This is a genomic window from Paraburkholderia sp. RL17-383-BIF-A, assembly GCF_046028015.1.
GTDB lineage: Bacteria > Pseudomonadota > Gammaproteobacteria > Burkholderiales > Burkholderiaceae > Paraburkholderia.
This window is the reverse complement of the sequence record NZ_JARESR010000013.1, coordinates 1-25186: the sequence shown is the minus strand read 5'-3', so window position 1 is coordinate 25186 and position 25186 is coordinate 1. Positions and strand designations below refer to the sequence as shown.

General features: G+C 63.3%; 23 protein-coding genes. 10 read left to right on the top strand and 13 right to left on the bottom strand.

The features are described 5' to 3' along the window. Position 1: 1 nt before the first annotated feature. The 3 genes from tkt to P0D71_RS16890 form a co-directional block, all read right to left on the bottom strand. The gene (gene tkt / locus P0D71_RS16900) at positions 2-2086 is read right to left on the bottom strand and encodes a transketolase (protein WP_408481121.1); all 2085 of its coding nucleotides are present in this window, start codon (positions 2084-2086) and stop codon (positions 2-4) included. A 269-nt stretch (positions 2087-2355) separates the two neighbouring features. After that, positions 2356-2901, bottom strand: coding sequence for a cupin domain-containing protein (locus P0D71_RS16895; RefSeq protein ID WP_091809296.1), 546 nt, complete (start codon positions 2899-2901; stop codon positions 2356-2358). A gap of 239 nt (positions 2902-3140) precedes the next feature. After that, a complete protein-coding gene (locus P0D71_RS16890) occupies positions 3141-3401 on the bottom strand; it encodes a hypothetical protein (RefSeq protein WP_408481120.1) in 261 nt (86 codons plus the stop codon). A 156-nt stretch (positions 3402-3557) separates the two neighbouring features. On the opposite strand from P0D71_RS16890, the gene P0D71_RS16885 reads away from it, so the two are divergent. After that, a complete protein-coding gene (locus P0D71_RS16885) occupies positions 3558-3794 on the top strand; it encodes a hypothetical protein (protein ID WP_091808252.1) in 237 nt (78 codons plus the stop codon). Positions 3795-3834: 40 nt separating this feature from the next. Here P0D71_RS16885 and P0D71_RS16880 read toward each other — a convergent pair whose 3' ends face one another. Further along, a complete protein-coding gene (locus tag P0D71_RS16880) occupies positions 3835-4080 on the bottom strand; it encodes a DUF6723 family protein (protein ID WP_091808250.1) in 246 nt (81 codons plus the stop codon). 163 nt (positions 4081-4243) lie between these two features. Here P0D71_RS16880 and P0D71_RS16875 point away from each other — a divergent pair, with 163 nt between their 5' ends. Then, entirely contained in the window at positions 4244-4546 is a 303-nt protein-coding gene (locus tag P0D71_RS16875) for a hypothetical protein (protein ID WP_408297697.1), read from the top strand. A gap of 79 nt (positions 4547-4625) precedes the next feature. After that, positions 4626-6989, top strand: coding sequence for an FdhF/YdeP family oxidoreductase (locus P0D71_RS16870; protein WP_408481118.1), 2364 nt, complete (start codon positions 4626-4628; stop codon positions 6987-6989). Positions 6990-7010: 21 nt separating this feature from the next. On the opposite strand, the gene P0D71_RS16865 is transcribed toward P0D71_RS16870, so the two are convergent. Further along, positions 7011-8117 carry a porin gene (locus P0D71_RS16865; RefSeq protein ID WP_494478305.1) on the bottom strand — a complete coding sequence of 369 codons (1107 nt, stop codon included), beginning with the start codon at positions 8115-8117 and terminating at the stop codon, positions 7011-7013. Between the two features lie 181 nt (positions 8118-8298). Here P0D71_RS16865 and P0D71_RS16860 point away from each other — a divergent pair, with 181 nt between their 5' ends. Further along, positions 8299-9528 (top strand): AAA family ATPase, encoded by a 1230-nt coding sequence (locus P0D71_RS16860; RefSeq protein ID WP_408481116.1) that lies wholly within the window; start codon positions 8299-8301, stop codon positions 9526-9528. Between the two features lie 5 nt (positions 9529-9533). Further along, positions 9534-11288 (top strand): cobaltochelatase CobT-related protein, encoded by a 1755-nt coding sequence (locus P0D71_RS16855; RefSeq protein ID WP_408481254.1) that lies wholly within the window; start codon positions 9534-9536, stop codon positions 11286-11288. An 18-nt stretch (positions 11289-11306) separates the two neighbouring features. On the opposite strand, the gene P0D71_RS16850 is transcribed toward P0D71_RS16855, so the two are convergent. The 3 genes from P0D71_RS16850 to P0D71_RS16840 all read right to left on the bottom strand — a co-directional run bounded on the left by P0D71_RS16850 (position 11307) and on the right by P0D71_RS16840 (position 13764). Further along, a complete protein-coding gene (locus P0D71_RS16850) occupies positions 11307-12167 on the bottom strand; it encodes an MBL fold metallo-hydrolase (protein WP_408481115.1) in 861 nt (286 codons plus the stop codon). Between the two features lie 15 nt (positions 12168-12182). Continuing rightward, a complete protein-coding gene (locus tag P0D71_RS16845; RefSeq protein ID WP_408481113.1) occupies positions 12183-13016 on the bottom strand; it encodes a class II glutamine amidotransferase in 834 nt (277 codons plus the stop codon). A gap of 70 nt (positions 13017-13086) precedes the next feature. Further along, complete coding sequence (locus P0D71_RS16840; protein ID WP_091809292.1) at positions 13087-13764, bottom strand: MarC family protein; 678 nt, start codon at positions 13762-13764, stop codon at positions 13087-13089. Between the two features lie 364 nt (positions 13765-14128). On the opposite strand from P0D71_RS16840, the gene P0D71_RS16835 reads away from it, so the two are divergent. The 5 genes from P0D71_RS16835 to P0D71_RS16815 all read left to right on the top strand — a co-directional run bounded on the left by P0D71_RS16835 (position 14129) and on the right by P0D71_RS16815 (position 19923). After that, positions 14129-14344, top strand: a complete 216-nt coding sequence (locus P0D71_RS16835; RefSeq protein WP_091808235.1) for a DUF3311 domain-containing protein — start codon at positions 14129-14131, stop codon at positions 14342-14344. Continuing rightward, positions 14341-15813, top strand: coding sequence for a sodium:solute symporter family protein (locus P0D71_RS16830; protein ID WP_091808232.1), 1473 nt, complete (start codon positions 14341-14343; stop codon positions 15811-15813). Before P0D71_RS16835 ends, P0D71_RS16830 begins: the two co-directional genes overlap by 4 nt. Before the next feature lie 314 nt (positions 15814-16127). After that, positions 16128-17717, top strand: coding sequence for a glycogen synthase GlgA (gene glgA / locus P0D71_RS16825; protein WP_408481111.1), 1590 nt, complete (start codon positions 16128-16130; stop codon positions 17715-17717). Between the two features lie 134 nt (positions 17718-17851). After that, positions 17852-18295 (top strand): VOC family protein, encoded by a 444-nt coding sequence (locus tag P0D71_RS16820; RefSeq protein WP_091808230.1) that lies wholly within the window; start codon positions 17852-17854, stop codon positions 18293-18295. A 203-nt stretch (positions 18296-18498) separates the two neighbouring features. Next, positions 18499-19923 carry a DUF1254 domain-containing protein gene (locus P0D71_RS16815; RefSeq protein WP_408481110.1) on the top strand — a complete coding sequence of 475 codons (1425 nt, stop codon included), beginning with the start codon at positions 18499-18501 and terminating at the stop codon, positions 19921-19923. A gap of 135 nt (positions 19924-20058) precedes the next feature. Here P0D71_RS16815 and P0D71_RS16810 read toward each other — a convergent pair whose 3' ends face one another. The 5 genes from P0D71_RS16810 to P0D71_RS16790 all read right to left on the bottom strand — a co-directional run bounded on the left by P0D71_RS16810 (position 20059) and on the right by P0D71_RS16790 (position 24960). After that, complete coding sequence (locus P0D71_RS16810; RefSeq protein ID WP_408481109.1) at positions 20059-20937, bottom strand: phytochelatin synthase family protein; 879 nt, start codon at positions 20935-20937, stop codon at positions 20059-20061. A gap of 231 nt (positions 20938-21168) precedes the next feature. Next, the gene (locus P0D71_RS16805) at positions 21169-22233 is read right to left on the bottom strand and encodes a diguanylate cyclase domain-containing protein (protein WP_408481107.1); all 1065 of its coding nucleotides are present in this window, start codon (positions 22231-22233) and stop codon (positions 21169-21171) included. A 40-nt stretch (positions 22234-22273) separates the two neighbouring features. Continuing rightward, on the bottom strand, positions 22274-23092 hold the full coding sequence (locus tag P0D71_RS16800) for a hypothetical protein (protein ID WP_408481105.1): 819 nt from the start codon (positions 23090-23092) through the stop codon (positions 22274-22276). A gap of 548 nt (positions 23093-23640) precedes the next feature. Continuing rightward, positions 23641-23985, bottom strand: a complete 345-nt coding sequence (locus tag P0D71_RS16795; RefSeq protein WP_091808224.1) for a cupredoxin domain-containing protein — start codon at positions 23983-23985, stop codon at positions 23641-23643. A gap of 30 nt (positions 23986-24015) precedes the next feature. After that, positions 24016-24960, bottom strand: coding sequence for a metallophosphoesterase family protein (locus P0D71_RS16790; RefSeq protein ID WP_408297675.1), 945 nt, complete (start codon positions 24958-24960; stop codon positions 24016-24018). Positions 24961-25186 lie beyond the last annotated feature (226 nt).

Here is a 25186-nt window from a genome sequence, read left to right as displayed (position 1 = left end):
GCTACTCCTGGCTGCGCTTGGACTTCACCCGCTCGATCTGCTGCTTCGCCGCTTCGTACACATGCTCCGGCGTGAAGCCGAACTTCTTCTTCAGCTCGGCAAGCGGCGCGGAAGCGCCGAACGTATGCATCACGACCTGCGCGCCAAGACGCCCCACATAGCGATCCCAGCCCAGCGAGGCCGCCTGTTCGACCGCCACGCGCGCGTCCACGTCCGGTGGCAACACCGAATCCTGATACGCCTCGTCCTGACGCTCGAAGATATCCCACGACGGCATCGACACGACACGCGCCGCGATGCCCTCGCTCTTGAGCTTCTCGTACACGTCGACGCAAACCGAGAGCTCGCTGCCGGTCGCCATCAGGATCACTTGCGGCTTCTGTCCGTCGGCGGCATCGGCCAGCACGTAGGCGCCCCTCTGCGTGCCGCTCGCAGCCGCATAGCGGCTGCGGTCCAGCGTGGGCAGCGGCTGACGCGACACGACGATGCACGAAGGCCGCCGCGGATCCGCAAGTGCTGCACGCCACGCCTCGGCCACTTCGTTGGCGTCGCCCGGACGCAGCACGGTCAGCCCCGGCACGCCGCGCAGCGACGCTAGCTGCTCGATCGGCTGATGCGTGGGACCATCTTCGCCCACGCCGATCGAATCGTGCGTGAACACGTAGATAGCCGGCACTTCCATGATCGCCGAGAGGCGGATCGGCGGCTTCATATAGTCGCTGAAAATCAGGAAGGTCGAGCCGAACGGCCGCAGATTCGACAGCGCGAGGCCGTTCACCGCCGCGCCCATCGCGTGTTCGCGAATGCCGAAATGCAGGTTGCAGCCGCCGTAATTGTCGTGTTCGAAGCTGCCCGCGCCCTCGAACTTCAGATTGGTTTTGGTGGAAGGCGCGAGGTCGGCCGCGCCGCCGATCATCCATGGAACGCGCGCGGCAATCGCGTTGAGCACCTTGCCCGACGAATCGCGTGAAGCGACACCCTTCGGGTCCGCATCGAAGGTGGGAATGTCGCTGTCCCAACCTGCCGGCAATTCGTGCGCTTCGATCTGCGCGAATTCACGCGCCAGTTCCGGGTGCTTTTTGTTGTAAGCCTCGTACTTCGCCTGCCATTCTTCGCGCGCCGCCTTGCCTCGCGCACCGAAGCCAGCAGCGAAGCGTTCGTGCACACCGTCCGGCACGTAGAAAAATTTATCCTCGGGCCAGCCGTACGCCTTTTTGGCGAGCGCCACTTCCTCGACGCCGAGCGGTTCGCCGTGCGCCGCCGAAGTGTCCTGCTTATGCGGCGCGCCCCAGCCGATAATGCTGTGCACCACGATCAGGGTCGGCCTGTCGGTGATGCTTTTCGCTTCGACGAACGCTGCTTCGAGCGCGGCGGCGTCGTTCGCGTCGTTCACATGCAGCGTGTGCCAGTTGTAGCCGCGAAAGCGGCTCTCCACGTCGTCGCTATAGGCGAGGTCCGTATGGCCTTCGATCGTGACGCGGTTGCTGTCGTAGATCCAGATCAGATTGGATAGCTTGAGATGTCCCGCGAGCGAAGCCGCCTCGTGCGAGATGCCTTCCATCATGTCGCCGTCGCCACACAGCGCGTAGACCCGATAGTCGAACAGCGGCGCATCCGGTTGGTTGAAGTGGCTCTCGTACCAGCGTGCCGCCATCGCCATGCCGACACTGTTGCCGAGCCCTTGCCCGAGCGGGCCGGTGGTGGTCTCGACGCCGGTCGTCATCCGGTATTCCGGGTGGCCCGGCGTCTTGCTGCCCAATTGACGGAAATGCTCGATATCGTCGAGCGACACAGCGGGTCCGTTAGTGGGCTTGCCGCCGTCATCCACGGCCTTGACGTTCGCGAGGTGCAACAGTGAATACAACAGCATCGATGCATGCCCGACCGAGAGCACGAAGCGATCGCGATTCGGCCACAGCGGCTCGTCCGGGTCGTAACGCAGATGGTTTTGCCACAGGTGATAGGCAACGGGTGCCAATGCCATCGGCGTGCCGGGGTGACCGGAATTGGCCTTTTGCACAGCGTCCATCGACAGCGTGCGAATCGTGTTGATACACAGCTGATCGAGGGCGGGATCGTTTTGCATGGGACACTCCTTGTTCGGCGTGAAAGAGACGACCGGGACGCACTGCTTGCGTCGGCGAACCCGGCGAACCGTGTTGATGTGGCAGAACGCATGAGGAACCGCTGCGAGACTCGACGATGATGCGCCAATGCGCGCAAACCTGCACGGAGCATGACGTGCCGCATGTACAGGGTTGCTGTTGGAAGGAAGCAGCGGATTATCTTTCAGAGGGCTTGCGCTACAGAATCGTTCGGATCGTCGCGGCTACAAGTCAAAAAGAAGCGACCGCCTCAGGCTGCATGCAGCCAATGCTCCACCAGCGGACCGTGTTTGCCGTCAATCGGATCCAGCGACGGAAAAGGCAACGCCTCCATGGCCGCCAGTTCGTCCGGCGTGAGCGCCTCGCGGCGGATATCCCATTGCTGCCCCTCGGGATAACCGGCCACCACCCGGAAGTGCCGCGCGAACGATTGCAGGCAATGTCCGGTGCCGGCTGGCAGCAGGATCGCGTCGCCGGCGGACAGCGTCACCACCGTGCCGCCCGGTCCGCCTATGATCACTTGCGCGGACCCGTCGGTCACGCCCAGAATTTCGTGCGCGGTAGCGTGGAAATGATGGTAGTCGAAGATGCCATCGCGCCATTGCGTCGGCCATGCGTTGCGTTCGAACAGGATTTCGAATGCGGCACCGAGGTCGCCGCTGTCCGGCATGAGCGCACGCCGGTAGATCACGACCGGCAGCTTGCGGTTATTCGGCACCCAATCATGCGGCTTCAGCATGAAGGCTTCGTACTCCGTTTGAGCCGCATCGAATCCATGCAGCGAATCGTTGTGCATGGCATGCTCCTCTGCGTCCCGATGCTCACTGTGTTGCCCGGAGTCGGGCGCGCGCGGTGGCCCCGGCGGTCTTTTCAGGGCCGCATAAAGCGCGCCCGCCTGCGCGCGCGCGATTCTTTGAGCCGCTTTACGCGCGTGACCGTGTCGGTGAACGAATTTTTCAAACATATGAAGTGAATCCTCCCCTGGTGGGATTTGCACGTACGACACCACCGCGTGCCGAAGCAGCACGTGGCGCGTCAGTTCTTGCGCTGCGACTCGCGTCCGCCCCCTCCCGGCGGCTCGGCATGGGGGCCTGTGCCCAAGGGCACCTCGGCGGTTTGCGCGGGGCTGTCGCTGGAGCGCGGCGGATTGGTCTGCTTGTCCACGCCGGTCTGCTCGACGGGCTCGATGCCCAGCGGGCTGGGCTCGACATAGTGCGTGCCGCTCGGCTTGTTACGCTGTTTCACCGCCTCGGCACTGTGTTCGGCGGAGCTATCCTGGGGTTTGCTGTCCTGCATGACGCCCTCCTCATGTTGTCGGGTATATCGTCATTGCAGCAACATCCGGTCCCTCTCTGCCGACTGTGCGGAAAGCGCACTCGAACCACGGTGGGCACGTCGGTTGCGGCGTTTCAAGTGGAGGTCCGGACCACCATTTGTAAAAAGGAGATCCTCATGACGATGACGACCATTCGCCTGTCCGAAACGGAAGTGCAAGTCGAGCGAACCCTTTACACATTCGCCCAAAAGAACGACGCGGACGCATTCCAGCGCTGCCTCGCCGATACTTCGATCGATAGTTGCTACCGCACCCATCCGCCGTTATCCGTCCGACCGACGGTGCCCGACGAACATCCCGACGATCCCGGTCGGGGCAGCACGATTTCTCCATCGCTCGGCGGCATACCCTGAGCCGTTGCGGCCTGCAGACGGCGCGCTCACGCCGCCCCCATCACTTTTCAGGAGCCGCGCGATCCGCGGCGACAATCTCCCGGCCATAGTCGATCGCTGCGCGCCGCGCCTCGTCGGCGGTCGCGTATGGCCCGATCTCCGGCGCGCCGTCGAATGGAAACAGGATTTTTCTGTCCGCCTTTCTGACGACCTTCAGTCCACCTACGTAACGGCCATCGCCTGTTCCGTGATAGCTGGCGTAAATCTCGAAGTCGTCGTCAGCCACGTCGGCCTTATGTCGCGCCATTTGTCTTTCCCTTATCCCTGCACTTCAGTGCGTCGTGTTCGATGTGATATGTCGGCGCGTGCCGCCGCTCGGCGCCGCGCGCATGTCTTGACCGAGCAATAGCCGTTCCACTCGGTCAGGGCCTGAATTGGGGGAAACATTTGGGGAAACGAAGGCGAGTGGCATGCGGATTGCAGATGGCGGTTTGCAAACGGGGTTTGTCAACATCAGCCTCGCCGTCACGGAGACAACAATGATTCTGTTCAGCACACGACGCAGACCGACCTTGCATCTGCATACGCCGACGCCACCCGCGGTCGATCCCGATGTCCCGCTCCCCACCAGCGATCCCGACCCGTCGCCGCCGCCCGACGATGTGCCGCCGAACGATCCGACACGTGCGCCCGAAGGCGATCCGCCAGTCAAACCGCCGCCGGTCGCCACCACCTTCTTCCAGCCTCAGAAGATCGTTGTAAGCGCAAATTAATTCGCTGGTCCGGTAATTGCGGTCCTCCTCCTGCGAGCCGGTCTTCGAGGAGCGGCCGCCTACGCCGAGGAGGCCCAGCATGAGTACGGATGAGATCGCCGGAACAGCACCCGACAACGCGGAAGCGGATTGCACGCCCGACAGCGCGCCGATCAAGGAATACCGCAACGCGGCAGGCGGCTGGGGCTCGGTGAAAGCGGTCGCGTCGATTCTCGTGCAGGAACACGTCACGTTGAACGGGAGTCGCATCCTGGCGCAACAAAACAAGGCGGACGGCTTCGCGTGCGTGAGCTGCTCATGGGCCAAACCGGCGGACCCGCACCTGTTCGAGTTCTGCGAAAACGGCGCGAAAGCGACCGCGTGGGAGATCACCAGCAAACGCGTCGAAGCCGACTTTTTCGCCACGCATACACTGAACGAACTGCGCGTATGGAGCGGTCTCGAACTCGAATCACGCGGGCGGCTGACCGCACCGATGCGTTGGGATGCCACAAGCGACCGCTATGTGCAGACCACCTGGGAACACGCGTTCGCCGAGATCGCGAGGGAACTGCAAGCCATTCACCCGAACGAGGCCGTATTTTATGCATCCGGCCGCGCGTCGCTGGAAGCGTCCTACATGTATGCGTTGCTTGCCCGGCTCTACGGCACCAACAATTTGCCCGACAGCTCGAACATGTGTCACGAAAGCACCTCGGTCGGCTTGCCGAAGACGATCGGCGTGCCGGTCGGGACGGTGCAGCTCGAAGACTTCACCCACACCGACTGCATGCTGTTTTTCGGCCACAACACCGGCACCAACGCGCCGCGCATGTTGCATCAACTGCAGGACGCGCGCAAACGCGGCGTGGAGATCATCACCTTCAATCCACTGAAGGAGCGCGGGCTGGTTAATTTTGCGAACCCGCAGTCGCCGCTCGACATGCTGACCCCGGCCGACACGCAAATCAGTACGCAATACCATCAGATCAAGATCGGCGGCGACGCGGCGGCAATTGCCGGACTCTGCAAGCTGCTAATCGAATGGGACGACGACGCGCAACGCAACGCGGCGCCACGCGTGCTCGACGCGGCGTTCATCGCCGAACACACACACGGTTTCGAAGCCTTCGCCGACGCCATGCGCGCGACCTCATGGGAAGAGATCGAGCAGCGCTCGCAACTCAGCCGCGCCGCGCTCGAAAGCGTGGCGCGTGTTTACGCGCAGGCGAATGCGTCGATGGTCTTATACGGCATGGGCATCACGCAGCACCGCAACGGCGTGCATAACGTGCAGATGTTGTCGAACCTGCTGCTTTTACGCGGCAATATAGGCCGGCCCGGCGCCGGCATCTGTCCGATTCGCGGCCACTCGAACGTGCAGGGACAGCGCACGGTCGGCATCACGGAGAAGCCTGAACTCGCGCCGCTCGACACACTGAAGGACCTGTATGGCTTCGAGCCGCCGCGCGACAAAGGCATGAGCACCGTCGAAGCCTGTCGCGGCGTGCTCGACGGTAAGGTCAAAGCCTTTATCGGCTTAGGGGGCAATTTCCAGGTGGCGATTCCCGATCATCATGTCATGGACCCCGCCTGGCAACGGCTGCGGCTCACGGTGCAGATCGCCACCAAACTGAATCGCAGCCATCTGTTGCATGGCGAGGTCGCCTATCTGCTGCCGTGTCTCGGGCGCATCGAGATAGACCGCCAGGCGAGCGGCGAGCAATGGGTCAGCGTGGAAGACAGCACGGCCTGCGTACACGGTTCGCATGGAATGGCCGAGCCGGCCGGCGACATGTTGCTGTCCGAGCCGGCGATTGTCGCGGGCATCGCCAAGGCGCTGTTGCCGCGCAATCCGAATCTCGACTGGGATGCGTGGGTAGATGACTATGCACTGGTGCGCGAGGCGATCGAGCGCACCTATCCGGATCAGTTCAAGGGCTTCAATCAGCGCTTCAGGCAGCCAGGCGGGTTCCATCGGCCGCTTGCGGCGTGCGAGCGCAAATGGAACACCGAAAGCGGCAAGGCCAATTTCATCGTGCCCGATACGCTCGACGAAGACGCGGATATGCCGTCGCGCGGCCCCGACGTGCTGCGCCTGATGACGACCCGCGGCGACAGCCAGTTCAACACGACCGTGTACGGTCTCGACGACCGCTTCCGCGGCGTGCAAGGCAGCCGTGAGGTGTTGCTCATGCATCAGGACGACATGACACGGCTCGGCTTTGCGGAAGGCGACTCGGTATGTATCTCCACCGACTCGAACGACGGCATCTCGCGCGAGATCGACGGCATGTACGTCCATGCTTTCGACATTCCGCGTGGCTGCATCATGGGCTATTACCCGGAATGCAACCGCTTGATTCCGCTCTCGCATCATGCGAAAACGAGTCAGGTGCCGGCTTCCAAGTCGATCCCGGTGCGGCTGCGCAAATCCACCCTCGTGACCGAAGCCGCCGCCTGACGCGGCGCAAGCAGACAGACCTCAGAACTGATGCAGCATCCCGACATAAGCGCCGGTTTGCGATTCGCCGACGAGCGGACTCGTGTTGCCGGCCGCATCGCGAGGCGAAGCTTCGAGCGAAAAATTCGAGTTGCTGCCGTTGTGCACGTAACCCACCGTGCCGTACAGGAAGGTGCGCTTCGACAGGTTGTAGGTGGTGCCGAGCACGTACATCATCGCGTGGCCGGACGGATCGTGCGCGGCGTCGCCCGATCCGTCGCCGACCTTCACGTAGAATCCGCCCGCCGTCACGGCCCAGCGGGGCTGGAAGGTGTAGGTCGCGCCGAGCCAGTAGTGATCCGCGGTGTCGGCCACGCCGGCCGGCGAATCGGGCGCTGAGTAATGCGTGTAGGCGCCCTGCAGTTTCAGCGAATCGAGGCGCACGTTCGCGCCCACGAAATATTCGCGCGATGCCTGGAAGATGTTGCTGAAGTGGCCGTTGACGTCACGCAGTTCGTCGTAGATGCCGCGCACGTCGAAGAGCGGCGAGTGGTACGTCAGCATGATGCCGTCCGAGCGGCCGAACTCGCCCACCGCGCCGCTATTGAACGCGCCTGGCTGGTTGCCGAACGCATATTGCGCCTGCACGTCGAAACCCCAGAACACCGGGCTGTGATACTCGACGTTGTTGCTCGTCTGCTGCCAGTTGCGCCCGCGCACGAGCGAGGCCGACGAAAACGCCTGCTGCACGAACGGGTCGAATTCCCACACGCCGTCGCTGTCGATAAACAGATTACGGCCGGCCTGCAACGTGCCCCACTGTTGGCTCTTCAAACCCGCGAACGCGCGCCGTGACCAGAGCCGCCCGCCGCTTGTCGTGCCGTTCATGACCTGCAAGCCGGTTTCGAGGTTGAAGATCGCATTCAGGCCGCCGCCCAGGTCTTCATTGCCTTTGAGGCCGAGCATACTAGTGCCCCAATCGCCTCCTTCCGCGCTCCAGCGGCTTGAACTGCCGCCCGCGCCGTTGTTGATGTGATTCAGATATTCCAGGCCGGCGTCGAGGCGGCCATATAGCGTCACACTCGTTTGGCCATATGCCAGCGGACTTGCCACGGCCAGCGCAGCCATGAGTTTTGTATGTAGTCTCATTGTTCTGCCTTCGATTTGTTCTGTCGCGATGTAGGGCAAAGCGGACTGTGAATGTTTCGAAACTGCCGGCCAGCCCGGAATGCAATTGGCAGTTCGAAAGCCGCTCAAGATAAGATAGTCGGTCATTCCGCGTCAGCCAAATCGCAACGCACTATTCGTCATTGACTATTCAACCTTTGCCATGAACGCGCCCGAACTGACCGAAGACGAAAATCTTGGCCTCTACCAACGCGCAACGGAAGGCGGCGCGGAATGGTGGCGCGTCAGTGTGGCAGACCGGCCGGAAACCTATCGCCTCGAACATGGCGTGGACAACGGCGGCGAGCCTGGTGCGGTCGATATCGATCTCGTTGTCGATGCGGAAAATCTGCGCGCGAAGCTCAAGAAATGGCGCCGCGAAGGCTTCGCGATCGACACGGACAATGCCGCAAGCGAGCAATCCGCGGCCGGGCGCGTCGCCTTCATGCCGGAATTGCAGCGCGCCGCGGCACGGACCGCGGCGGCAAAACACCGGCAGGTCGAAGGCACCGGCGAGACCGTGCGCATCGGTCATGTGGATGTGCCCTGCGGCGTGGGCAATCCGCTCGTGCCGCGCCTGAACCCGGCCTATCTGTTCTCCGAGCGCTTTAACGACATTGTCGAGGACATTGTCGAGAACCGGCGCGTGATGCTGATCGGCCATACCGGCGCGGGCAAGACCAGCCTGATCGAACAGGTCGCGGCGCGTTCGCATCACGGCGTGCTGCGCTCCAACATGAACGGGCAGACCACCGTTGGCGACTTTGTCGGTTTCTGGACGGTCAAGGGCGGTGAGACGATCTGGGTGGACGGCGTACTGCCCACGGCCATGCGCGAAGGACTCTGGCTGATCGTCGACGAAATCGATTTTGCCGAGCCGTCCATTCTCGCCGCCCTCACCGCCGTGCTCGAACCGCACGGCCGCCTCGTGCTGAAGGAGAAAGGCAACGAGATCGTCGCGCCACATCCGGGCTTCCGGCTGTTCGCCACGGCGAATGCGGTCGGCGCAATGAGTCAGTTCCGGCATCTGTATCAGGGCGCCAATCTGATGAACGAGGCGTTTCTGGATCGCTGGCGCGTCTATCTACTCGACTATCTGTCACCCGCGGAAGAAGCCGATGTGCTGATGGCCACGCTCGCCCCGCACATGACGCGCGCGCTCGCCACCACGCTTGCCGCGATCGCCGCCGACTGCCGCGCGGCGTTCGCCCGCGAAGACCTGTCGAGTGCGTTCTCCACCCGGCGCCTGCTTGACTGGGCCGAACTGATGCTGCGCACGGGCGACCCTGAACGCGCAGCCGGCCCGGCAATTTATGCGAAGGTGAGCCCGGAAGACGCCGCGTTGATTCGCGGCATCATCCGTCATCACATCGCGCCGGCCACCGACGCTTGAACACCATGCACGCCACGCGCAATCCGCGCGACACGCGCGGCTTCGCATTCGAATCCACGCTCAGCAAGGTCGCCCGCGTGCTGACCGGGCAGTACGGCGTGACGGTCGCGTTCAGTCCGGATGGTCCGCGCGTCGAACCCGGCCGGATCGTGATTCCCGACTACGAGTTGAATGGCGAGGTCGAGCGCGATGTGCTGATCGGCTATCTCGACCTGCTGGTCGCGCGCGCCAGGCATGCGTCGCTCGCGCAGCTCGACGCGCTGCCCGCGGGCATCGCCGCGACTCTTGCGCAAGTTGTCGAAGACCGCCGCGTGTGCGGGCAATTGCTCGACGAATATCCGGGCGCGCGCTGGTTCATCGGCAGGTTGCGCCTGCATGCCGCCGAGCGCGTGCGGCAACGCTGGCCAAAGCTGCATTGGCGCGACCGGCTGGTCTGGCTGGTGGAGCGCGCATTGTGGGACGAGCCGCCCACGCGGAACGAAGCGAGCCAGTCGCTGCTCGCCGCCTTGCATGCCGCGCAGGACTTGCTCGATGAGGCGCGCGCGAGCCGTTCGACCGCGCAGAGCATTGCCGCGGCGCAGGCGCTCGTGGCGCGCGTGCGCGCGCTGTCCGCAGGCGAGGTGAACAGCATGGCGTTCACCGCGGATCCGCTCGAGGACATCGATACGGAAACGGCCGCGTCGTCGTCCGCGCCGCCCGATGACGACGAAACCACGCGGCCCGATCAGAACAGCACGACCTCGCCGCTGTCCGAGCGAAGCAGTGGCGCGCAGGCGGACAACGCGGTCGGCATGGGTCAATCGCTCGCGGACGCGCAGCAGCCCTCCGAGCGTTCCGAAGGCGAAGCAGCCGGCTCGATGGCGGACGCGTCACGAGCCCGGCTGTCGATTCCGCTTGCCACCGAATTCGACGATATCCGCGATCTCACGGGCCAGGGCGACAGCGCCGCGTGGCGCGAACTACGCACGCAAGCGCGCGCGGACACCGCGCCGCTCAAGGAAAAGCTCGAACGCGCGCTGAGCGCCGACGAACGCACGCGCTGGCGCCGCGAGCAGGAGCGCGGCGAGATCGATCGCACCGCATTGGCGAAGCTCGCGACCTCGCCCGGCTACCGCACGCCGTTTCGCACGCAGCGGCCCGCCAAAGGACGCGACGTGGCCGTGACGCTGCTGATCGACCGCAGCGGCTCGATGGCCGGGCGCAAGATCGAACTCGCGCGCCAGTGCGCGGCCGCCTTGTGCGATGCACTGACGCAGTTGTCGTTCGACTGCGAAGTACTCGGCTATTGTTCGGTCGAATCCGTGCCGATGAAGCAGCTCTATGAGCGGCAGCGGGCAACCGGCGCGGACTTACGGCGCTATAACCGCTTCGTCGAACGACTCGATCTGAAAGTCTATAAACGCTTCGGCGCGACCGACATGAGCGGGATCGCCGCCATCGACTGCGGGCACGAGAATCCGGACGGCGAGGCGCTGGCCTGGGCCGCGACACGGCTTGCCGGTCACCAGGCCGAACGGCGCATTCTGATGGTGTTTTCCGATGGCTACCCATCCACCGGCGACGGCGATCCGCAGGTGTTGCGCAGCGATTTGCGCGAGCGTGTCGCGGCCATCGGCAAGCGCGGTATCGAACTGGTCGGAATCGGCGTACTGACCGACGCGGTCGAGGTCTTCTATCCGCACAACGTGGTAGTGAGCCGCCTTGCCGAACTGCCCGCGACGGTGTTCTCCGTACTCAGTTCGATGCTGCTCACGCGGTAACGCCGGCGCCCACGCGGCTCAAAACGCGTTCAGCGGAATCTTCAGGTACCGCACGCCGTTGTCTTCCGGCTCCGGCAAGCTGCCCGCGCGGATATTGACCTGAATGGCCGGCAGAATCAGCGTCGGCATGCCGAGCGTGCGGTCGCGCGCGGTGCGCATCGCCACGAACTCCGCCACGCTCACGCCGTCGTGCAAATGAATATTGCCGCGCCGCTGTGCAGCCACCGTGGTCTGCCATTGCGGCCCGCGTGACGGCGGCGGATAGTCGTGACACATGCACAGCCGCGTGTCGGGCGGCAGCGCGAGCAGCCTGCGCACGGACTCGTACAGCGTATGGGCATCGCCGCCGGGAAAGTCGCAGCGCGCCGAGCCGACGTCCGGCATGAACAGCGTGTCGCCCACGAACACGGCATCGCCGATCCGGTACGCCATGTCCGCCGGCGTATGGCCCGGCACATGCAACGCCTCCCCGCTCAACTCGCCGATGCTGAACGTCTCACCCGGCTGGAACAGATGGTCGAACTGGCGGCCGTCGGCAGGCACGTCCTCGCCGAGATTGAAGATGCGCCGGAATGTGCTCTGCACGATCCGAATGCTCTCGCCAATGGCAATCTCGCCGCCCAGGGCTTCCTTCAGATACTGCGCGGCCGACAGGTGATCGGCATGCGCGTGCGTTTCGAGCAGCCACTGAACACGCAGCTCATGCGCGTTGACGAATGCGACGACGCGCTCCGCCGACTCCGTCGACGTACCGCCCGACTTCGGATCGTAGTCGAGCACCGGATCGATCACCGCGCACGCCGAGCCTTCGGACGCGTAGACGACATAGGTGAAGGTGCCGGTGGTGGCATCGTAAAACGCTTCTATCTGAGGCGTCATGGTCGGCTCCTCAACTCACGCCGCTTGCGGCTTGAACGGATACTGTTCGATCTGGCCGCCGCGCGCCACCACCACCGTGCTTTCGGGAATCTCTTCCCACCAGCCCGGCAAGTCCGCAAGCGGTTCGGACAACACCAGAAACGCATTCTCGCCGACCGCCGCAATGCGCGGATCGTCCGGATACAGCTCGTGCAGATGACGGAACGAGGTGCTGTGAAAAAGCGAGCGTGACTGCCTTTCGCTCGAATAGCGCACTGCTACGATCTGCTCGCCGTCGGTGACGCACACCGTCATGTTCAGCGGTTCATCCACGCCGTGCTCGCGGCCGGTTTGCTCGACGAAGGCGACCATCCGCTCTAGCGCGGTGACCGGCGCCAGTTCCAGACCGAAGGTCAGCGCGAGGAAAAACATCACCTCGGAATCGGTCGAACCTTCGATGGACGGAAACAGATCGGGGTCGATCTTCACCATCAGATCGCGGCGCACGGCCGGATAGTTGCGGATCAGACCATTGTGCGCGAAGAGCCACCGGCCGTGACGGAATGGATGACAGTTGGTTTCCTGCGAAGGTGTATCGGTTGCTGAACGCACATGCGCGACGAACAGCGGTGCGCGGATCGCCCGCGCGGCTTCGCGCAGATTGCGATCGCTCCACGCCGGCTGGATGCAACGGTAGCGAAACGGAATATCCGTCGGATCGCCGTACCAGCCGATGCCGAAGCCGTCGCCATTGGTCGTGGTGTAGCCAAGCCGCGAATGCAGGCTCTGGTCGATCAAGGAGTGTTTGGCGTTGAACAGCACCGTTTCCAGTTGAAGCGGGTTGCCCGTATAGGCGAGCCAACGGCACATGGAGTGTTCTCCTGTCGGGTGCGTGAGCGCCCCCGGTGCCGGATGGAACAGCAGGCCGCCGGGGATGCGTCTATTTGACCACCGGTTGCAGTGTCGCAATCGGAATCAGGAATTCGGAGAAGCCGGTCAGCATGATCTGCACGCCGATGCACAGCAGCAAAAAGGAAGATACACGCATGGCGACCTTGGTGCCTTCCACGCCGAGATACTTGGCGAAAATCACCGCGCGGCTATAGACCAGATACACCGTGACGGCCACGGCGAGCGAGATCACGACCGACGCAATGCTCGAAATCACGAACTCCGAGAGCTTATGCGTGCGGTTCGCGGTTAGCGCAATGGCGGTGGCGATCGAGCCCGGCCCGGTGGTCAACGGAATGGTAAAGGGGAAAAACGCCTTCGACATTGCGTTGTCCGCGTCCACCCGTTTGACTGCCGGCTGCTCGCCTGGTTGCGTGTCGGGCGCGTTGAGCATCTGCCAGCCGCCCACGGCGACGGCGAGGCCGCCACCAATGCGCAGCGCCTGCATGGAGATGCCGAAGAAATGCAGGATCGGCGTTCCGATGAAGAACGCCACCAGCAGCACACACACCACGTTGATGGCGATCTTGCGGGCCAGCAACGTGCGCTCTTCCGTGCTCAGCGAAGCAGTCCGGTCGAGGAAGACGAAAGCAATGCCGATTGGGTTGATGATGCTGATCAGCCCGGTAAAGCCAAACAGAATGTCCGGGATCAGACTTTCGACCATATGCGTTTCCGTGTCGAGCGGCGGCTCGGGTAGCTCGTCTGTGTACCCGGCGCGCCGCGCCATGTTGATGAAACCGGAGTCTCTCCGGCGATTCCGATGACGCTTGCGTTGCGTGGCGAGATCATATCGCGGCGCGCCAACCAGGATCGTAAAAAAGCCCGGCGCTTGAGCGTGTGCCGCGGCGCGCCACGCCCCGCTTGCCGCCTTGCAACGCAGCAACCGGCACCTATGAAGGTGCGCCCGCAACTTTCAGAAAGCCTACACTTTTTTGACCTGCTTTACGCGACCAAAGCATCAGGCATACAGTCCCCAGCGAAGCCGCACTTTCAACGAGACGTACTTACCAGTTCGAGGAGTTGCCCCCATGTTGCTTCGTGTACTCGCCGCGCTGCCGTTCATCGGCATTCTGCTCGGTGTCCCGTTTGTAAATCGTGTCGAGCCGCTGATGCTCGGCATGCCGTTCGTGCTGGCCTGGATCGTCATGTGGGTGGTGCTCAGTTCGATCATCATGGCGATCATCTACCGTCTGGACCCGTCCAACCGTCAGCTCGCCGTGGATGGCGAGGAGGCCAGCTCATGAGCGCACTCATCATCATTGCGGCGATTACGCTGTTTGCGCTTTACCTGGGCGTGCGCGCCAAGCGCGGCCACGACATGAGTCTCGAACAATGGACCGTGGGTGGCCGCAGCTTCGGCACGGCCTTCGTGTTCCTGCTGATGGCAGGCGAAATCTATACGACCTTCACCTTCCTCGGCGGCAGTGGCTTTGCATATGGCAAGGGCGCGCCGGTCTATTACATTCTGGCCTACGGCACGCTCGCGTACATCCTTTCGTACTGGATGTTGCCGCCCATCTGGCGTTATGCGAAAAAACACCGGCTCGTCTCGCAGCCGCACTTCTTCACGCGCAAATACGAAAGCCCGGCGCTCGGCACGCTGGTCGCATTGGTCGGCGTGGCCGCGCTGATTCCCTACCTCGTGCTGCAGCTGAAGGGGCTCGGCATTATCGTGGCGACGGCCTCGTACGGGGCGATTTCGTCGACGGCGGCCGTGTGGATCGGCGCGTGCGTCGTGACCGCTTATGTGATCGTTTCGGGCGTGCGCGGTTCGGCGTGGAATTCGGTGGTGAAGGATCTGCTGATTCTGGCCATTGTGTTGTTCCTCGGCATCTATTTGCCGCTGCACTATTACGGCGGCTTCGGCGAGATGTTCCACGCGATCGACGCCGCGCGCCCCGGCTTCCTGACCTTCCCGGCCAAGGGTTCGAGCGTGACGTGGTTCCAGTCGACGGTATTGCTCACGGCGCTCGGCTTCTTCATGTGGCCGCATACGTTCGGTTCGATCTTCACCGCGAAGGACGAGCGCATCTTCCGCCGTAACGCGATGGTGCTGCCGCTGTACCAGTTGATTCTGCTGTTCGTGTTCTTCGTGGGCTTTGCGGCGACCCTGAAGGTGCCGGGTCTGAAGGGCGGCGACATCGACCTGTCGTTGTTCCGCCTGTCGTTGCAGACCTTCGACCCGTGGTTCGTCGGCGTGATCGGCGCGGCCGGGATTCTGACCGCGCTGGTGCCCGGCTCGATGATCCTCACCTCCGCGTCCACGCTGCTCGCCAACGACGTGTATCGCGGCATGGTGAACCGCAACGCGTCGGACGCCACGGTGGCGACGCTCGCGCGTGTGCTCGTGCCGGTCGTGGCGCTGGTGGCGGTCGGCTTCACGCTGCAAGGCGGCGAAACCATCGTGGCGTTGCTGCTGATGGGTTACAGCTTCGTTACCCAGCTATTCCCCGCGGTGATCTGCAGCCTGCGTCCGCATAACCGCGCGACCAAACAGGGCGCGTTTTGCGGGATTCTGGCGGGAGTGGCGGTGGTGGCCGTGACGACGACCATGCACCTGAGCGTCGGTCAGTTGATGCCGTTCCTGCCCGACGCGCTGAAGGACGTCAATATCGGGTTCCTCGCGCTGGCGGTGAATATCATCGTGTTCGCGGCGGTGAGCGCGATGACGCAGCCGCGGCCGGTCGAGCAGACCCACGCGCCGGTGCATTAAGACTTTTTCCGGCAGTTGTCGAAAGGGGCTGTCGCTTCGGCGACAGCCCCTTTTCATTTCAAGCCTCGCGCCTGCGTCGAGAAACAGAACGTCAAATCTACACACGAATGAAAAAACGCATTGCGGTGCGGCGCACGGTCAAGACATTTAAGTAGGCGCCCGCAGCCAAAGAACCGCTCGGCCGCACTGCAACACAAATCTTGCGCGTAGCCAGAATAACGACCTGAACATCAGGCACACCCCTTGCTGAAAGGACACCTCAACGCATCTCACCGCACTGTGCAAGTGCACAAATCCCGTCCTTGGGGGCCGCTTTGCCGCTCAACGTTCTTCTCGTCGCTTCCGAAGCCCTGCCGCTCGCCAAATCCGGCGGACTCGGCGACATGGTCAGCGCATACGCCGCCGCACTGCGCGACGCCGGTGTCGATGTCTCGATCCTGATGCCCGCCTATCCGGCCGCGCTCGAACGCGCCGTCGAGGTCGCGCCGGTCGCGCGCATGACAGGCCTGCCCGGCGGCGACGCACGGCTCCTGCGCGGCCAGATGCCCGACACCGGCATACCGGTGCTGCTTCTGCAGATGGATCACCTGTTTGCTCGCGAAGGCCTGTACCGCGATCCGCAGGGGCGCGACTACCTGGACAACCTGACCCGCTTCGCCTCGCTCGCGGCAGCGGCCGCGCGGGTGGCGCGCGGCGTGCGCAACGTGAAGCGCCCCGACATCGTGCACGCGCACGATTGGCATGCAGGACTCACGCCGCTTTACCTGCGGCTCGCGGGCGTTGCCGCGAAAAGCGTGTTCACGATTCACAACCTCGCGTTCCAGGGCAACCATCCGCTCGCCATGGGCGGCTGGATCGGCGTGCCGCCCGAATTGCTGGCGCCCGCGCTGTCGGACGAACGCAGCATCGAGTTCTACGGCTCGCTCAGCATGATGAAAGCCGGCATTGTGCATGCCGATCGCGTCACCACCGTGAGCCGCCGCTATGCACGCGAAATCCTGACGCCGCATTTCGGCCACGGCATGGAAGGCGTATTGCAGGCGCAGGCCGGCAAGCTGTCGGGTATCGTCAACGGCATCGACACCACGGTCTGGAATCCCGCCACCGACAAACTCATCGCCCGCCCCTATTCCGTCGACGACACCGCCGGCAAGCAGGCCTGCAAGCGTGAACTGCAACAGGCCTTCGGTCTCACGCGCGATCCGTTCGCGCCGCTGGTCGCCATCGGCAGCCGACTTACCGAACAGAAGCTCGCCGATGTCGTCGTGCATACGCTGCCGGCGCTGCTCGAACGGCATCCGCGCTTGCAGTTCGCGATTCTCGGTCAGGGCGAGCATGGTATCGAACAGGCACTGCAGGACATCGCGGCGGCATGGCCGGGGCGCGTCGGCGTGCAGATCGGCTATGACGAGCGGCGCGCGCACATGCTGCATGCGGGCGCGGACATTCTGCTGCATGGCAGCCGCTTCGAACCCTGCGGACTCACGCAACTCTACGCGATGCGCTATGGCACGATTCCGGTGGCGTCGCGTGTCGGCGGCCTGGCCGATACGATCGTCGATTATCTGCCGTACGATCCTCGCGGCGACAGCAAGGCAACCGGCTTCCTGTTCGACGGCGAAGGCCCGGACGACGTCATGCATGCACTGGGCCGCGCGCTGTCCGCGTTCGTGGAGCCGTCGTCGTGGCACGTGTTGCAGCGTAACGCGATGAGCCGCGACTTCGGTTGGGACACGTCGACTTCGAACTATCTCGCGCTGTATGCGGATCTGGTGGATGCACGTCCGGCGCTGCGCGATACGCGGATTCGCAAGACTGCGGTTCGGGCTCGGGCGGCCGCCGCTGCGGGTGGCCGCAGGGAAGACTTCAATGCGGGCCTCGGCGAGATGGCGCGCAGCGCGTAGTGGCGTGATGGCGTGATGGGGGATTCGTAATCAAGTTTCGTAATCGGTTTGAGGCACCCGGCTAAGGTTATCGGCTGCGCGCCGCAACTGACACGTTATGCTATGCGGCCTGCCCATGTTTCGTGGAGTCGCCGATGCATTCGCCCGTTCTCCGGGTCGCCCGCCCCACTAACGACCTGCATAAGGTCACCGATTTCTACACCCGCGGGCTGGACTTCGAAGTCCTCGCGCGCTTCGAGAATCACGCGGGCTTCGATGGCGTCATCGTGGGACGGCGAGGCTGCCCCTGGCACATCGAGTTCACGCATCAACACGGCGTGACCGTGGACCGGGCGCCGACCACCGAGCACCTTCTCGTGCTCTATCTGCCTGAGCGCGATGCATGGTGTGCGGCCGTCGAACGGCTCGAAGCGCTCGGCGCAATGGCCTGCGAATCTGAGAATCCCTATTGGGACCGTCAGGGCAAAACTTTCGAAGATCCGGATGGCTATCGGATCGTTTTGCAGAACAGTTCATGGGTCGACACGTCACCGGCTTCTTCTGCGCATACGGACGATTCGCCACGCATGACGTCATGACGCGCGGCCTTTCGCGCTCCCACACTTTGTCCACCCAGCCTGCCGAAAGCCGCTTGACAGCTTGCCCCGGCATTAGGCAAGCTGCGGCGTGCAGAACGTCTGCACTGCGAGTCCGGTTTGCTGTTGCCTCTGTTGCCTCTGTTATCCCGCGCTGTCCGAATGATCACGCTGCCGTCTTGCACGGCGCCTTCGCAAGGGTCGCAATGTACAGAACACGAACTATCGCTGCCGCGCTATTGGCCATCGCCCTCGCCGCCTGCCAGACGGCGCCTACCAACGACTTCGCAAGAGCCCCTGTCGCCCCCGTCACCGCCAGCAGCGCCGACATCCGCTCGATCGCCAAAGACGCCTATCTCTACGGCACGCCAATGGTCGATTCATACGGCATCATGTATGCGTTTTCGGTGGACTCCACCAACCCGCAATACAAAGGCCCGTTCAATTCCATCCTGAACATCTCGCGCGTTTTCACGCCGGACGACACCGCCTTCGTCACGCCCAACTCCGATACACCCTACTCGTTCGCCGGCCTCGACCTGCGCGCGGAACCGGTGGTGATCACCGTCCCGCCGATGGACCCGAAGCGCTACTTCGTGTTCCAGTTGATGGACCTCTACACCTTTAACTTCGCGTATATCGGCAGCCGCACGACGGGCAACAACGGCGGCACGTTCCTGATCGCGGGACCACGCTGGAACGGGCAGACGCCCAATGGCATCACGCAGGTCATCCGTTCCGAGACCGATCTCGTGAACGTGGTCGGGCGCACGCAATTGTTCAATCCGGACGACCTCGACAACGTCAAGCAGATTCAGGCGGGCTACAAGGTGCAAACGCTGTCGGCGTTCACCGGCAGCAAACCCGCACCCACCGCGCCGCCAGTGCAGTGGATCAAGCCGATCGCACCGGCCACCGCGCGGACATCGCTCGAGTTCTTCAATGAACTTGCCTTCGTGCTGCAATTCGCGCCGGTCAATCCGGACGAAGCGGGGCTGCGCAGCCGCTTTGCACAGATCGGCGTCGTGCCCGGCAGACGGTTCGATGTCAACGCGCTCTCGCCCGAGCAGAAAGCGGCCTTTCAGGCCGGCATGCAGGATGGTCAGAAGGCGATCGACGACAGGCGCGCTTCACTCGGCGGCAAGACCGACACGCTATTCGGCTCGCGCGAGTATCTGAAGAACGACTACGTGGCGCGCGCCACCGGCACCCAGGTCGGCATCGGCGCGAACTCGCGCGAGGAGGCGTTGTATCCGGTGCTCGACAAGGATTCGGCCGGCCAGCCCCTCGACGGCAGTCAGCGTCGCTACGTGCTGCGGTTTCCGAAGGGACAATTGCCGCCTGTGAATGCGTTCTGGTCGGTGACCATGTACGCGCTGCCCAGTCAGTTGCTCGTGAAGAATCCGATCGATCGCTATCTGATCAATTCGCCCATGCTGCCGCAACTCAGGAAGGATCGCGATGGCGGCCTGACGATCTATATTCAGGCGAAGTCGCCGGGCAAGGGCAAAGAGGCCAACTGGCTGCCGGCGCCGGATGGACCGTTCATGATCACCATGCGCTTCTACTGGCCCAAACCGGTGCTGCTGGACGGCAAGTGGAAGACACCGGTGGTGAAGCGGGTGAAATAGGTTTGGCGCGTGTGTGCTGCGTGCTGCGTGTTGCTTGCTGTCTAATGCCTGGTGCCAGGTGCCTGGTGCGAGCCATGAATGGCTCGCACTGAACGCGTCACGTCGAAGTCTTCTCGATGCATCGGCAACCCGCTTCTAATTCTGCCGCTTGCCGATAATCACGATGCCGCGCGACAGTCCGCTCACGCTATCCACCGCCAGCGCCGCTGCGTACAACTGCGCGACCGGCACCCAGACGGCCGGATATTTGTAGCGCGCCACATCGAGCAGCAACGCGCTGTCGCTCGCCGAGTCGTAAGCGCCGAGCGGCGACCAGTGTCCACCACCCGCTTCGCCGATTTCCATGCGCCGGAAATTCATCAGCACGAAGCGGTCGTTGTGCGCCGTAGTCGCGCGCACGATATCGCGGAACTGGCCGAGCGACAGGTCCGCGGCGTGATATTTCCTGACCGCCACCGGAAATGCAGTGAGGGCCGTGCTGAGCTGGTCGAGCGTCATGCCCTCCCTCGACACCTGCGCGGCGTTGGCGACCTGCGGATCGATTGCGCGGAAAAAATCGTCCTGCGAGAAGAACGGGAAATCCGGATATTGCGTCGACTCGGGCCGGCGAATGCCCAGTGCATTCAGCGCCATAACCGACGTGGCCACGGAGCAATAGGCTTCGTTACGCTGGGTTTCGAAATACTGCGAGAGCGGCCAGTATGACTGGTTGGACGCTGCACCCGTCAATCGTTTCTGACCGGCCGGCTGCGCCAGCGCAACCAGGTTTGGCGGGACCGGCAGCGACCCTGCGGCCGTGCGGGCTGTAGCCTGAGCGCCGGGCTGATTGCCGGGCTGATTGCCGGGCTGTGCGGCCGGTTGAATGACAGCCGGTTGCGCGACGGATTGAGCGACGGGTTGAACAGGCGCGGGAGGCACCGGCGCGCAGGCAGCCAAGGCAGCGACCAGAATGGCGACGAGCCACTCCGGCTGCTTCAAGCGCCCTACGGCGCGCATCATTGAATATCTGGACATGGATCTTTCCGCTGGGACCGAATTCGCATCGACCACGATCGCGCCGGCGCATGAATCATGCACACGTCGTCGAGCCTCGTTTTTGTAACACGAAACAAAGCTCGGCGTGCGCGAGGTCATCGCGTAGGGGTATTCGAATGCCGGGGCGGAAAGTGAAGCTGAAGAGGCACAACCCTGCTCCGCACCGAGGATGCGCACACGCAAACATGCACACACGCGCCGAGTGTGCGCTCAGTCAGCTTTCGCCGTGAAAGCGTAACCGTTTTTGCCGCTGCGCTTGACGCGGTACATCGCCTCGTCCGCCGCGGCGACGAGACGCTGGTAATCGCCGACGAGGTCGGGAAAGCTGGCAATGCCGATACTCGCGCGCACCAGCCCGAGTCCCATCTGCTCATCGGTCGCCACCACGCACGCAATCAGCCGCCGGGCAACCTCGGCCAGTTCGTCGGCGGTGGAGAATTCGTGTATCAGTACCGCGAATTCGTCGCCGCCAATGCGCGCGACAACGTCGCGTTTGCGCACCGACTCGCGAAAACGCCGCGATACCGCGATCAGGAATTCGTCGCCCGCACGGTGGCCATGCGAGTCGTTGACCTGCTTGAAACCATCCAGATCCACATACAGCACGGCGATTTTGCGAGGCGCCGGTCCTGGCTGCGGGTTCGCCGCTGCATCGTCGAGCACGGCGAACAGCTGGCGCCGGTTCGGCAGCGTGGTGAGCGGATCGTGCAACGCGGCGTACTCGAATTCGTACGACTCGCCCACCAGTTGACGATTGCGTTTGGCGTACATGCCGAGCGCGGTGAGCAACAAACAGAACAGCAGCGCAGCCAGCGCGATCAGCACGTTCGCGACGTGGGCGACCCGCAGGCGTATGTCCGCGCCGTTGGTATCGCGCTGTGTCCGCCAATACGCGGAGACCGTGGCAAGCAGCGCTTCGGTCTCGCTCAGACTGGCGTCAGCCATCAACGCTGAGCCGGGCATGTGCGGCGCGGCAGACGGGCTGGCGTTCACCAATGCCGCGAGCGCCCCGAGGCGATCGGCGAGTTCGGCGCGTGCCTGCCGGTAACCCTGAGCTTGCGCCTCGCGATCACCGGGGCGTTGCCGCCATACCTCGACCATGGCACGCGCACTGTCCGCGCGGCCTGCCGCTTCGAGCACGAGCCCGGCGTATTCCTGCTTCAACTGATCGGAGAAGATCGTTCTGATCTGCGAGGCGAGATACAGAAGACCAGCCAGCAGACAGACCAGCGAGGCGCCGGCCAATATGGCGGGCGCCCGCCTGAACCGGGTCATGAAGGCGCCTGCCGGACCCATGCGAGCGCCACGGCGTCGCTCAGGGATGGGAATAGATGTCTTGCCGATTTGCGTTGCCATGCTGCCGATAGTTCACTCGACGAAAAAAGAGCCCGATGCGGGTGAACGCGTTGTCTTTATGCTTCGCGTTTGCCAAGGTCGTACGGCGCTCCTGCGGCGTTGCACGACCATCTTTACCCGCTCGCGACGGGGCCGCTTGCTGCACGGCAGGCGTGCCGACGCTTGCCGAACGTCGGGCCGCGCTGGCAGAGGAAGCAGGCGCGTCGGGCGCCGCATCTGTCACGAAGTTTGTCTGGACCGTCGGTGGCGAATGCCGCTTGACCTCACCAGAGAAGGTGGCTAACTGCCCGCCCGCTTCCGGATCGTCGGCGGTTGGCGCTGCCGTCACCGTCGGGCTGCGTTCCGCCGCCGCTGACGGCAACGATGTCGCGCCGTTGGTTCGTGCAACCACTGCCGCACTCCCGGATGCGCCGCTACCGAGCGCTTGCCGTGCGCCGGCCATTGCTTCGGTGTAGGCCTTCTGATCGTGATTGAACCAGACACCGTACGCCACCGTACCCATCACGCCGATCGCGAGCGCGCTGGCCACAGCCACGCACATGGCGAAGCGTCCGAACCGCGGCGGCGCAGCGGAAAGTGGCAAACCGTTCATTCGGCCGCCGACATCCAGGCCGGCGGCCAGAGAGTGGGGCAAGTTGGGATCATTGAACATCGCAGTACTCTCCACTAAATCCTTATGTCTGATCTGTCGGCAGGCTTTGTTCACACGATCCTGGTGATCCGCGCAAAGCCGTTCGACGAATTTAGCCTCCTCAACGCACGAGAACAACACGGCCATGCTGCGCTTTAAACGGCGTCTTGGCGAGGCAGGGTTGCGTTGGAGAAACAGGTAAAACTTCTACGACGCTGGTAGTCGCGCGCAATGTCGGCAGCCTTCGCAAGGTGCGTCTGCAGGCCGTGCAAGCCACACGCGGCGGGCGGCGAGCGGACGGCTGTGGGGTGATGCGACAGCCACGCTCAGGCGCAATGGCTTGCTCGCGCTTGACGTCTCATGTCTTAAACGCAAGTGCCATTCCCGATATCCGGCCATTGGCTGCAAACAATGACAAGCACCGCCTGCACTCGCGCGGGATCAGATCGAATCGCGGCGCGCGTGGCTTGCCTTGTTCGGCGCGGAGAACGCCGCATCCCGCCTCCACGAGCACCGGTCAATCACCTCGTGTCGCGCGCCTGCCGGCGACGCTCGCGCTGGCGTCTGGAAGCTCGGTTTCGGCGCGAGGCGGCTACTGTTATTTGAGTGTGGAGACTGCGTGTGGAGACCCGGGTCGTCGCATCCTGCCGTTCGCCACGGTGAACGCCGCGCCGGGATCTCTCCTATTTCGGCGCTTACTGCACGGTAATCGTTTCCTTCATATTCGGGTGGATGCCGCAAAACACCTTGTACACGCCTGGCTTGTCGAACTTGAACTGGTAAGTGTCGTTCTGATCGAGCGCGGCGGAGCGAAACATGCCCGCGTCGTTCACGACGGTATGCGGCTCGCCGTCGAGGTTTTTCCAGGTCACAGTCGAGCCGGCTTTGACCGTCAGTTCCATCGGCGAGAACATGAAGTTCTTGATGACGACCGCGTTCGGCGTTTCCGCCCGCGCCACCGAGAACCCCGACAATGCCGCAAACAATGCCGAACTGGCAGCCATTACGAGAAAAACGCGGCGAATGTTTTTAGTTTGCATAACTGATCTCCTGCAAGAAGAAAGTATCGATCAAACCAGTGTCGTGTCGTTCAGCGTCGCCTTGAGCGGATGCCGCGTGACTTTGATGCTGGTGACCCCAAGCATTTTCGGGAGCTGGTCGCTAGCCACCGTCAAAGGTCCGGGGCCGGTTCCGTTGCCGGCCGTCGGCTGCGGATAGGCCGTCGAGCGCGCCGTATGGAAGGTGATGTTGCCCTCCACTTTCGACACGATCTGATGAATGTGGCCGTTCAGCACCGTCACCGAGCCGAAGCGCTTCAGATAGGTCATCGCCTGGCCGGCATCGCCGGTGCCCCAGCCCCACGGCTCGTAGATCGTCCACATCGGCATGTGCGCGAACACGACGATCGGTGTGCTGGACGAACGCCCCTTCAGATCGTTTTCGAGCCACTCGAGTTGTTCGTCGCCCAGACCGCCCAGGCCGTTCGGCTTGAAGTGCATGACGTTGACGAGGCCGACGAAGTGCACGCCCTGGTGGTCGAAGCTGTAATAGCCCTTGTTGTCCGAGGGCTTGCCGAACCGGCTGAAGTATTCCGTTCCCGGGCCGTCCGTCACGTCGTGCTCGCCTGGCACGGTATGCAGCTCGGTGATCTTCAGACCGGACATCAACTGGGCCGCGAGATCGAACTCCGCAGGTTTGGAAAGGTGCGTGATATCGCCGGTATGGATGGTCAGCGCGGGCTTGACCGGCATCGCGTTCACGTACTCGATGGTCTGCTTCAGCGTGCCCGCCACGTCCGGGTTGGCTTCCTTGTTAAAGCCGATGTGCGAGTCGCTGATCTGCAGGAAAAGCGGCACGCCCGAGCCGGCCGCGGACGATTTCTGGTCGGCGGCGAGCGCCAGTTCCACCGGCGTCAGTATCCCGCCGGACAAAACGAATACGGTGCCCAGGCCACCGAATGCAAGACACTTCAGCGCGCCGCGACGCGACGCGTCGAACGAATGATCTGACGACATGTTGACCTCACGATAAAGAGTCGCAGACGGGCCGCGGATTATCCGGCGGCCCTTGCGGATCGGTTCGTCAGGCATGACTGGACCGGCCCCGGTTTTATTCCCGGGGTAATCCATCGCGCAGGTCTTTTTTGTCAGTCGGCACAGCTGCAACGAAAAAGCGGCCCGCCTCGCTGCATGGCGAGGCGGGTGTATGATATAAACATCTACCAGCCCACCCGAACACCCA

Coding starts and splice junctions, on each gene's coding strand:
- tkt (WP_408481121.1), bottom strand. CDS start 2,086: ATGCAAAACGATCCCGCCCTCGATCAGCTGTGTATCAACACGATTCGC.
- P0D71_RS16895 (WP_091809296.1), bottom strand. CDS start 2,901: ATGCACAACGATTCGCTGCATGGATTCGATGCGGCTCAAACGGAGTAC.
- P0D71_RS16890 (WP_408481120.1), bottom strand. CDS start 3,401: ATGCAGGACAGCAAACCCCAGGATAGCTCCGCCGAACACAGTGCCGAG.
- P0D71_RS16885 (WP_091808252.1), top strand. CDS start 3,558: ATGACGATGACGACCATTCGCCTGTCCGAAACGGAAGTGCAAGTCGAG.
- P0D71_RS16880 (WP_091808250.1), bottom strand. CDS start 4,080: ATGGCGCGACATAAGGCCGACGTGGCTGACGACGACTTCGAGATTTAC.
- P0D71_RS16875 (WP_408297697.1), top strand. CDS start 4,244: ATGCGGATTGCAGATGGCGGTTTGCAAACGGGGTTTGTCAACATCAGC.
- P0D71_RS16870 (WP_408481118.1), top strand. CDS start 4,626: ATGAGTACGGATGAGATCGCCGGAACAGCACCCGACAACGCGGAAGCG.
- P0D71_RS16865 (WP_494478305.1), bottom strand. CDS start 8,117: ATGAGACTACATACAAAACTCATGGCTGCGCTGGCCGTGGCAAGTCCG.
- P0D71_RS16860 (WP_408481116.1), top strand. CDS start 8,299: ATGAACGCGCCCGAACTGACCGAAGACGAAAATCTTGGCCTCTACCAA.
- P0D71_RS16855 (WP_408481254.1), top strand. CDS start 9,534: ATGCACGCCACGCGCAATCCGCGCGACACGCGCGGCTTCGCATTCGAA.
- P0D71_RS16850 (WP_408481115.1), bottom strand. CDS start 12,167: ATGACGCCTCAGATAGAAGCGTTTTACGATGCCACCACCGGCACCTTC.
- P0D71_RS16845 (WP_408481113.1), bottom strand. CDS start 13,016: ATGTGCCGTTGGCTCGCCTATACGGGCAACCCGCTTCAACTGGAAACG.
- P0D71_RS16840 (WP_091809292.1), bottom strand. CDS start 13,764: ATGGTCGAAAGTCTGATCCCGGACATTCTGTTTGGCTTTACCGGGCTG.
- P0D71_RS16835 (WP_091808235.1), top strand. CDS start 14,129: ATGTTGCTTCGTGTACTCGCCGCGCTGCCGTTCATCGGCATTCTGCTC.
- P0D71_RS16830 (WP_091808232.1), top strand. CDS start 14,341: ATGAGCGCACTCATCATCATTGCGGCGATTACGCTGTTTGCGCTTTAC.
- P0D71_RS16820 (WP_091808230.1), top strand. CDS start 17,852: ATGCATTCGCCCGTTCTCCGGGTCGCCCGCCCCACTAACGACCTGCAT.
- P0D71_RS16815 (WP_408481110.1), top strand. CDS start 18,499: ATGTACAGAACACGAACTATCGCTGCCGCGCTATTGGCCATCGCCCTC.
- P0D71_RS16810 (WP_408481109.1), bottom strand. CDS start 20,937: ATGTCCAGATATTCAATGATGCGCGCCGTAGGGCGCTTGAAGCAGCCG.
- P0D71_RS16805 (WP_408481107.1), bottom strand. CDS start 22,233: ATGACCCGGTTCAGGCGGGCGCCCGCCATATTGGCCGGCGCCTCGCTG.
- P0D71_RS16800 (WP_408481105.1), bottom strand. CDS start 23,092: ATGGCCGTGTTGTTCTCGTGCGTTGAGGAGGCTAAATTCGTCGAACGG.
- P0D71_RS16795 (WP_091808224.1), bottom strand. CDS start 23,985: ATGCAAACTAAAAACATTCGCCGCGTTTTTCTCGTAATGGCTGCCAGT.
- P0D71_RS16790 (WP_408297675.1), bottom strand. CDS start 24,960: ATGTCGTCAGATCATTCGTTCGACGCGTCGCGTCGCGGCGCGCTGAAG.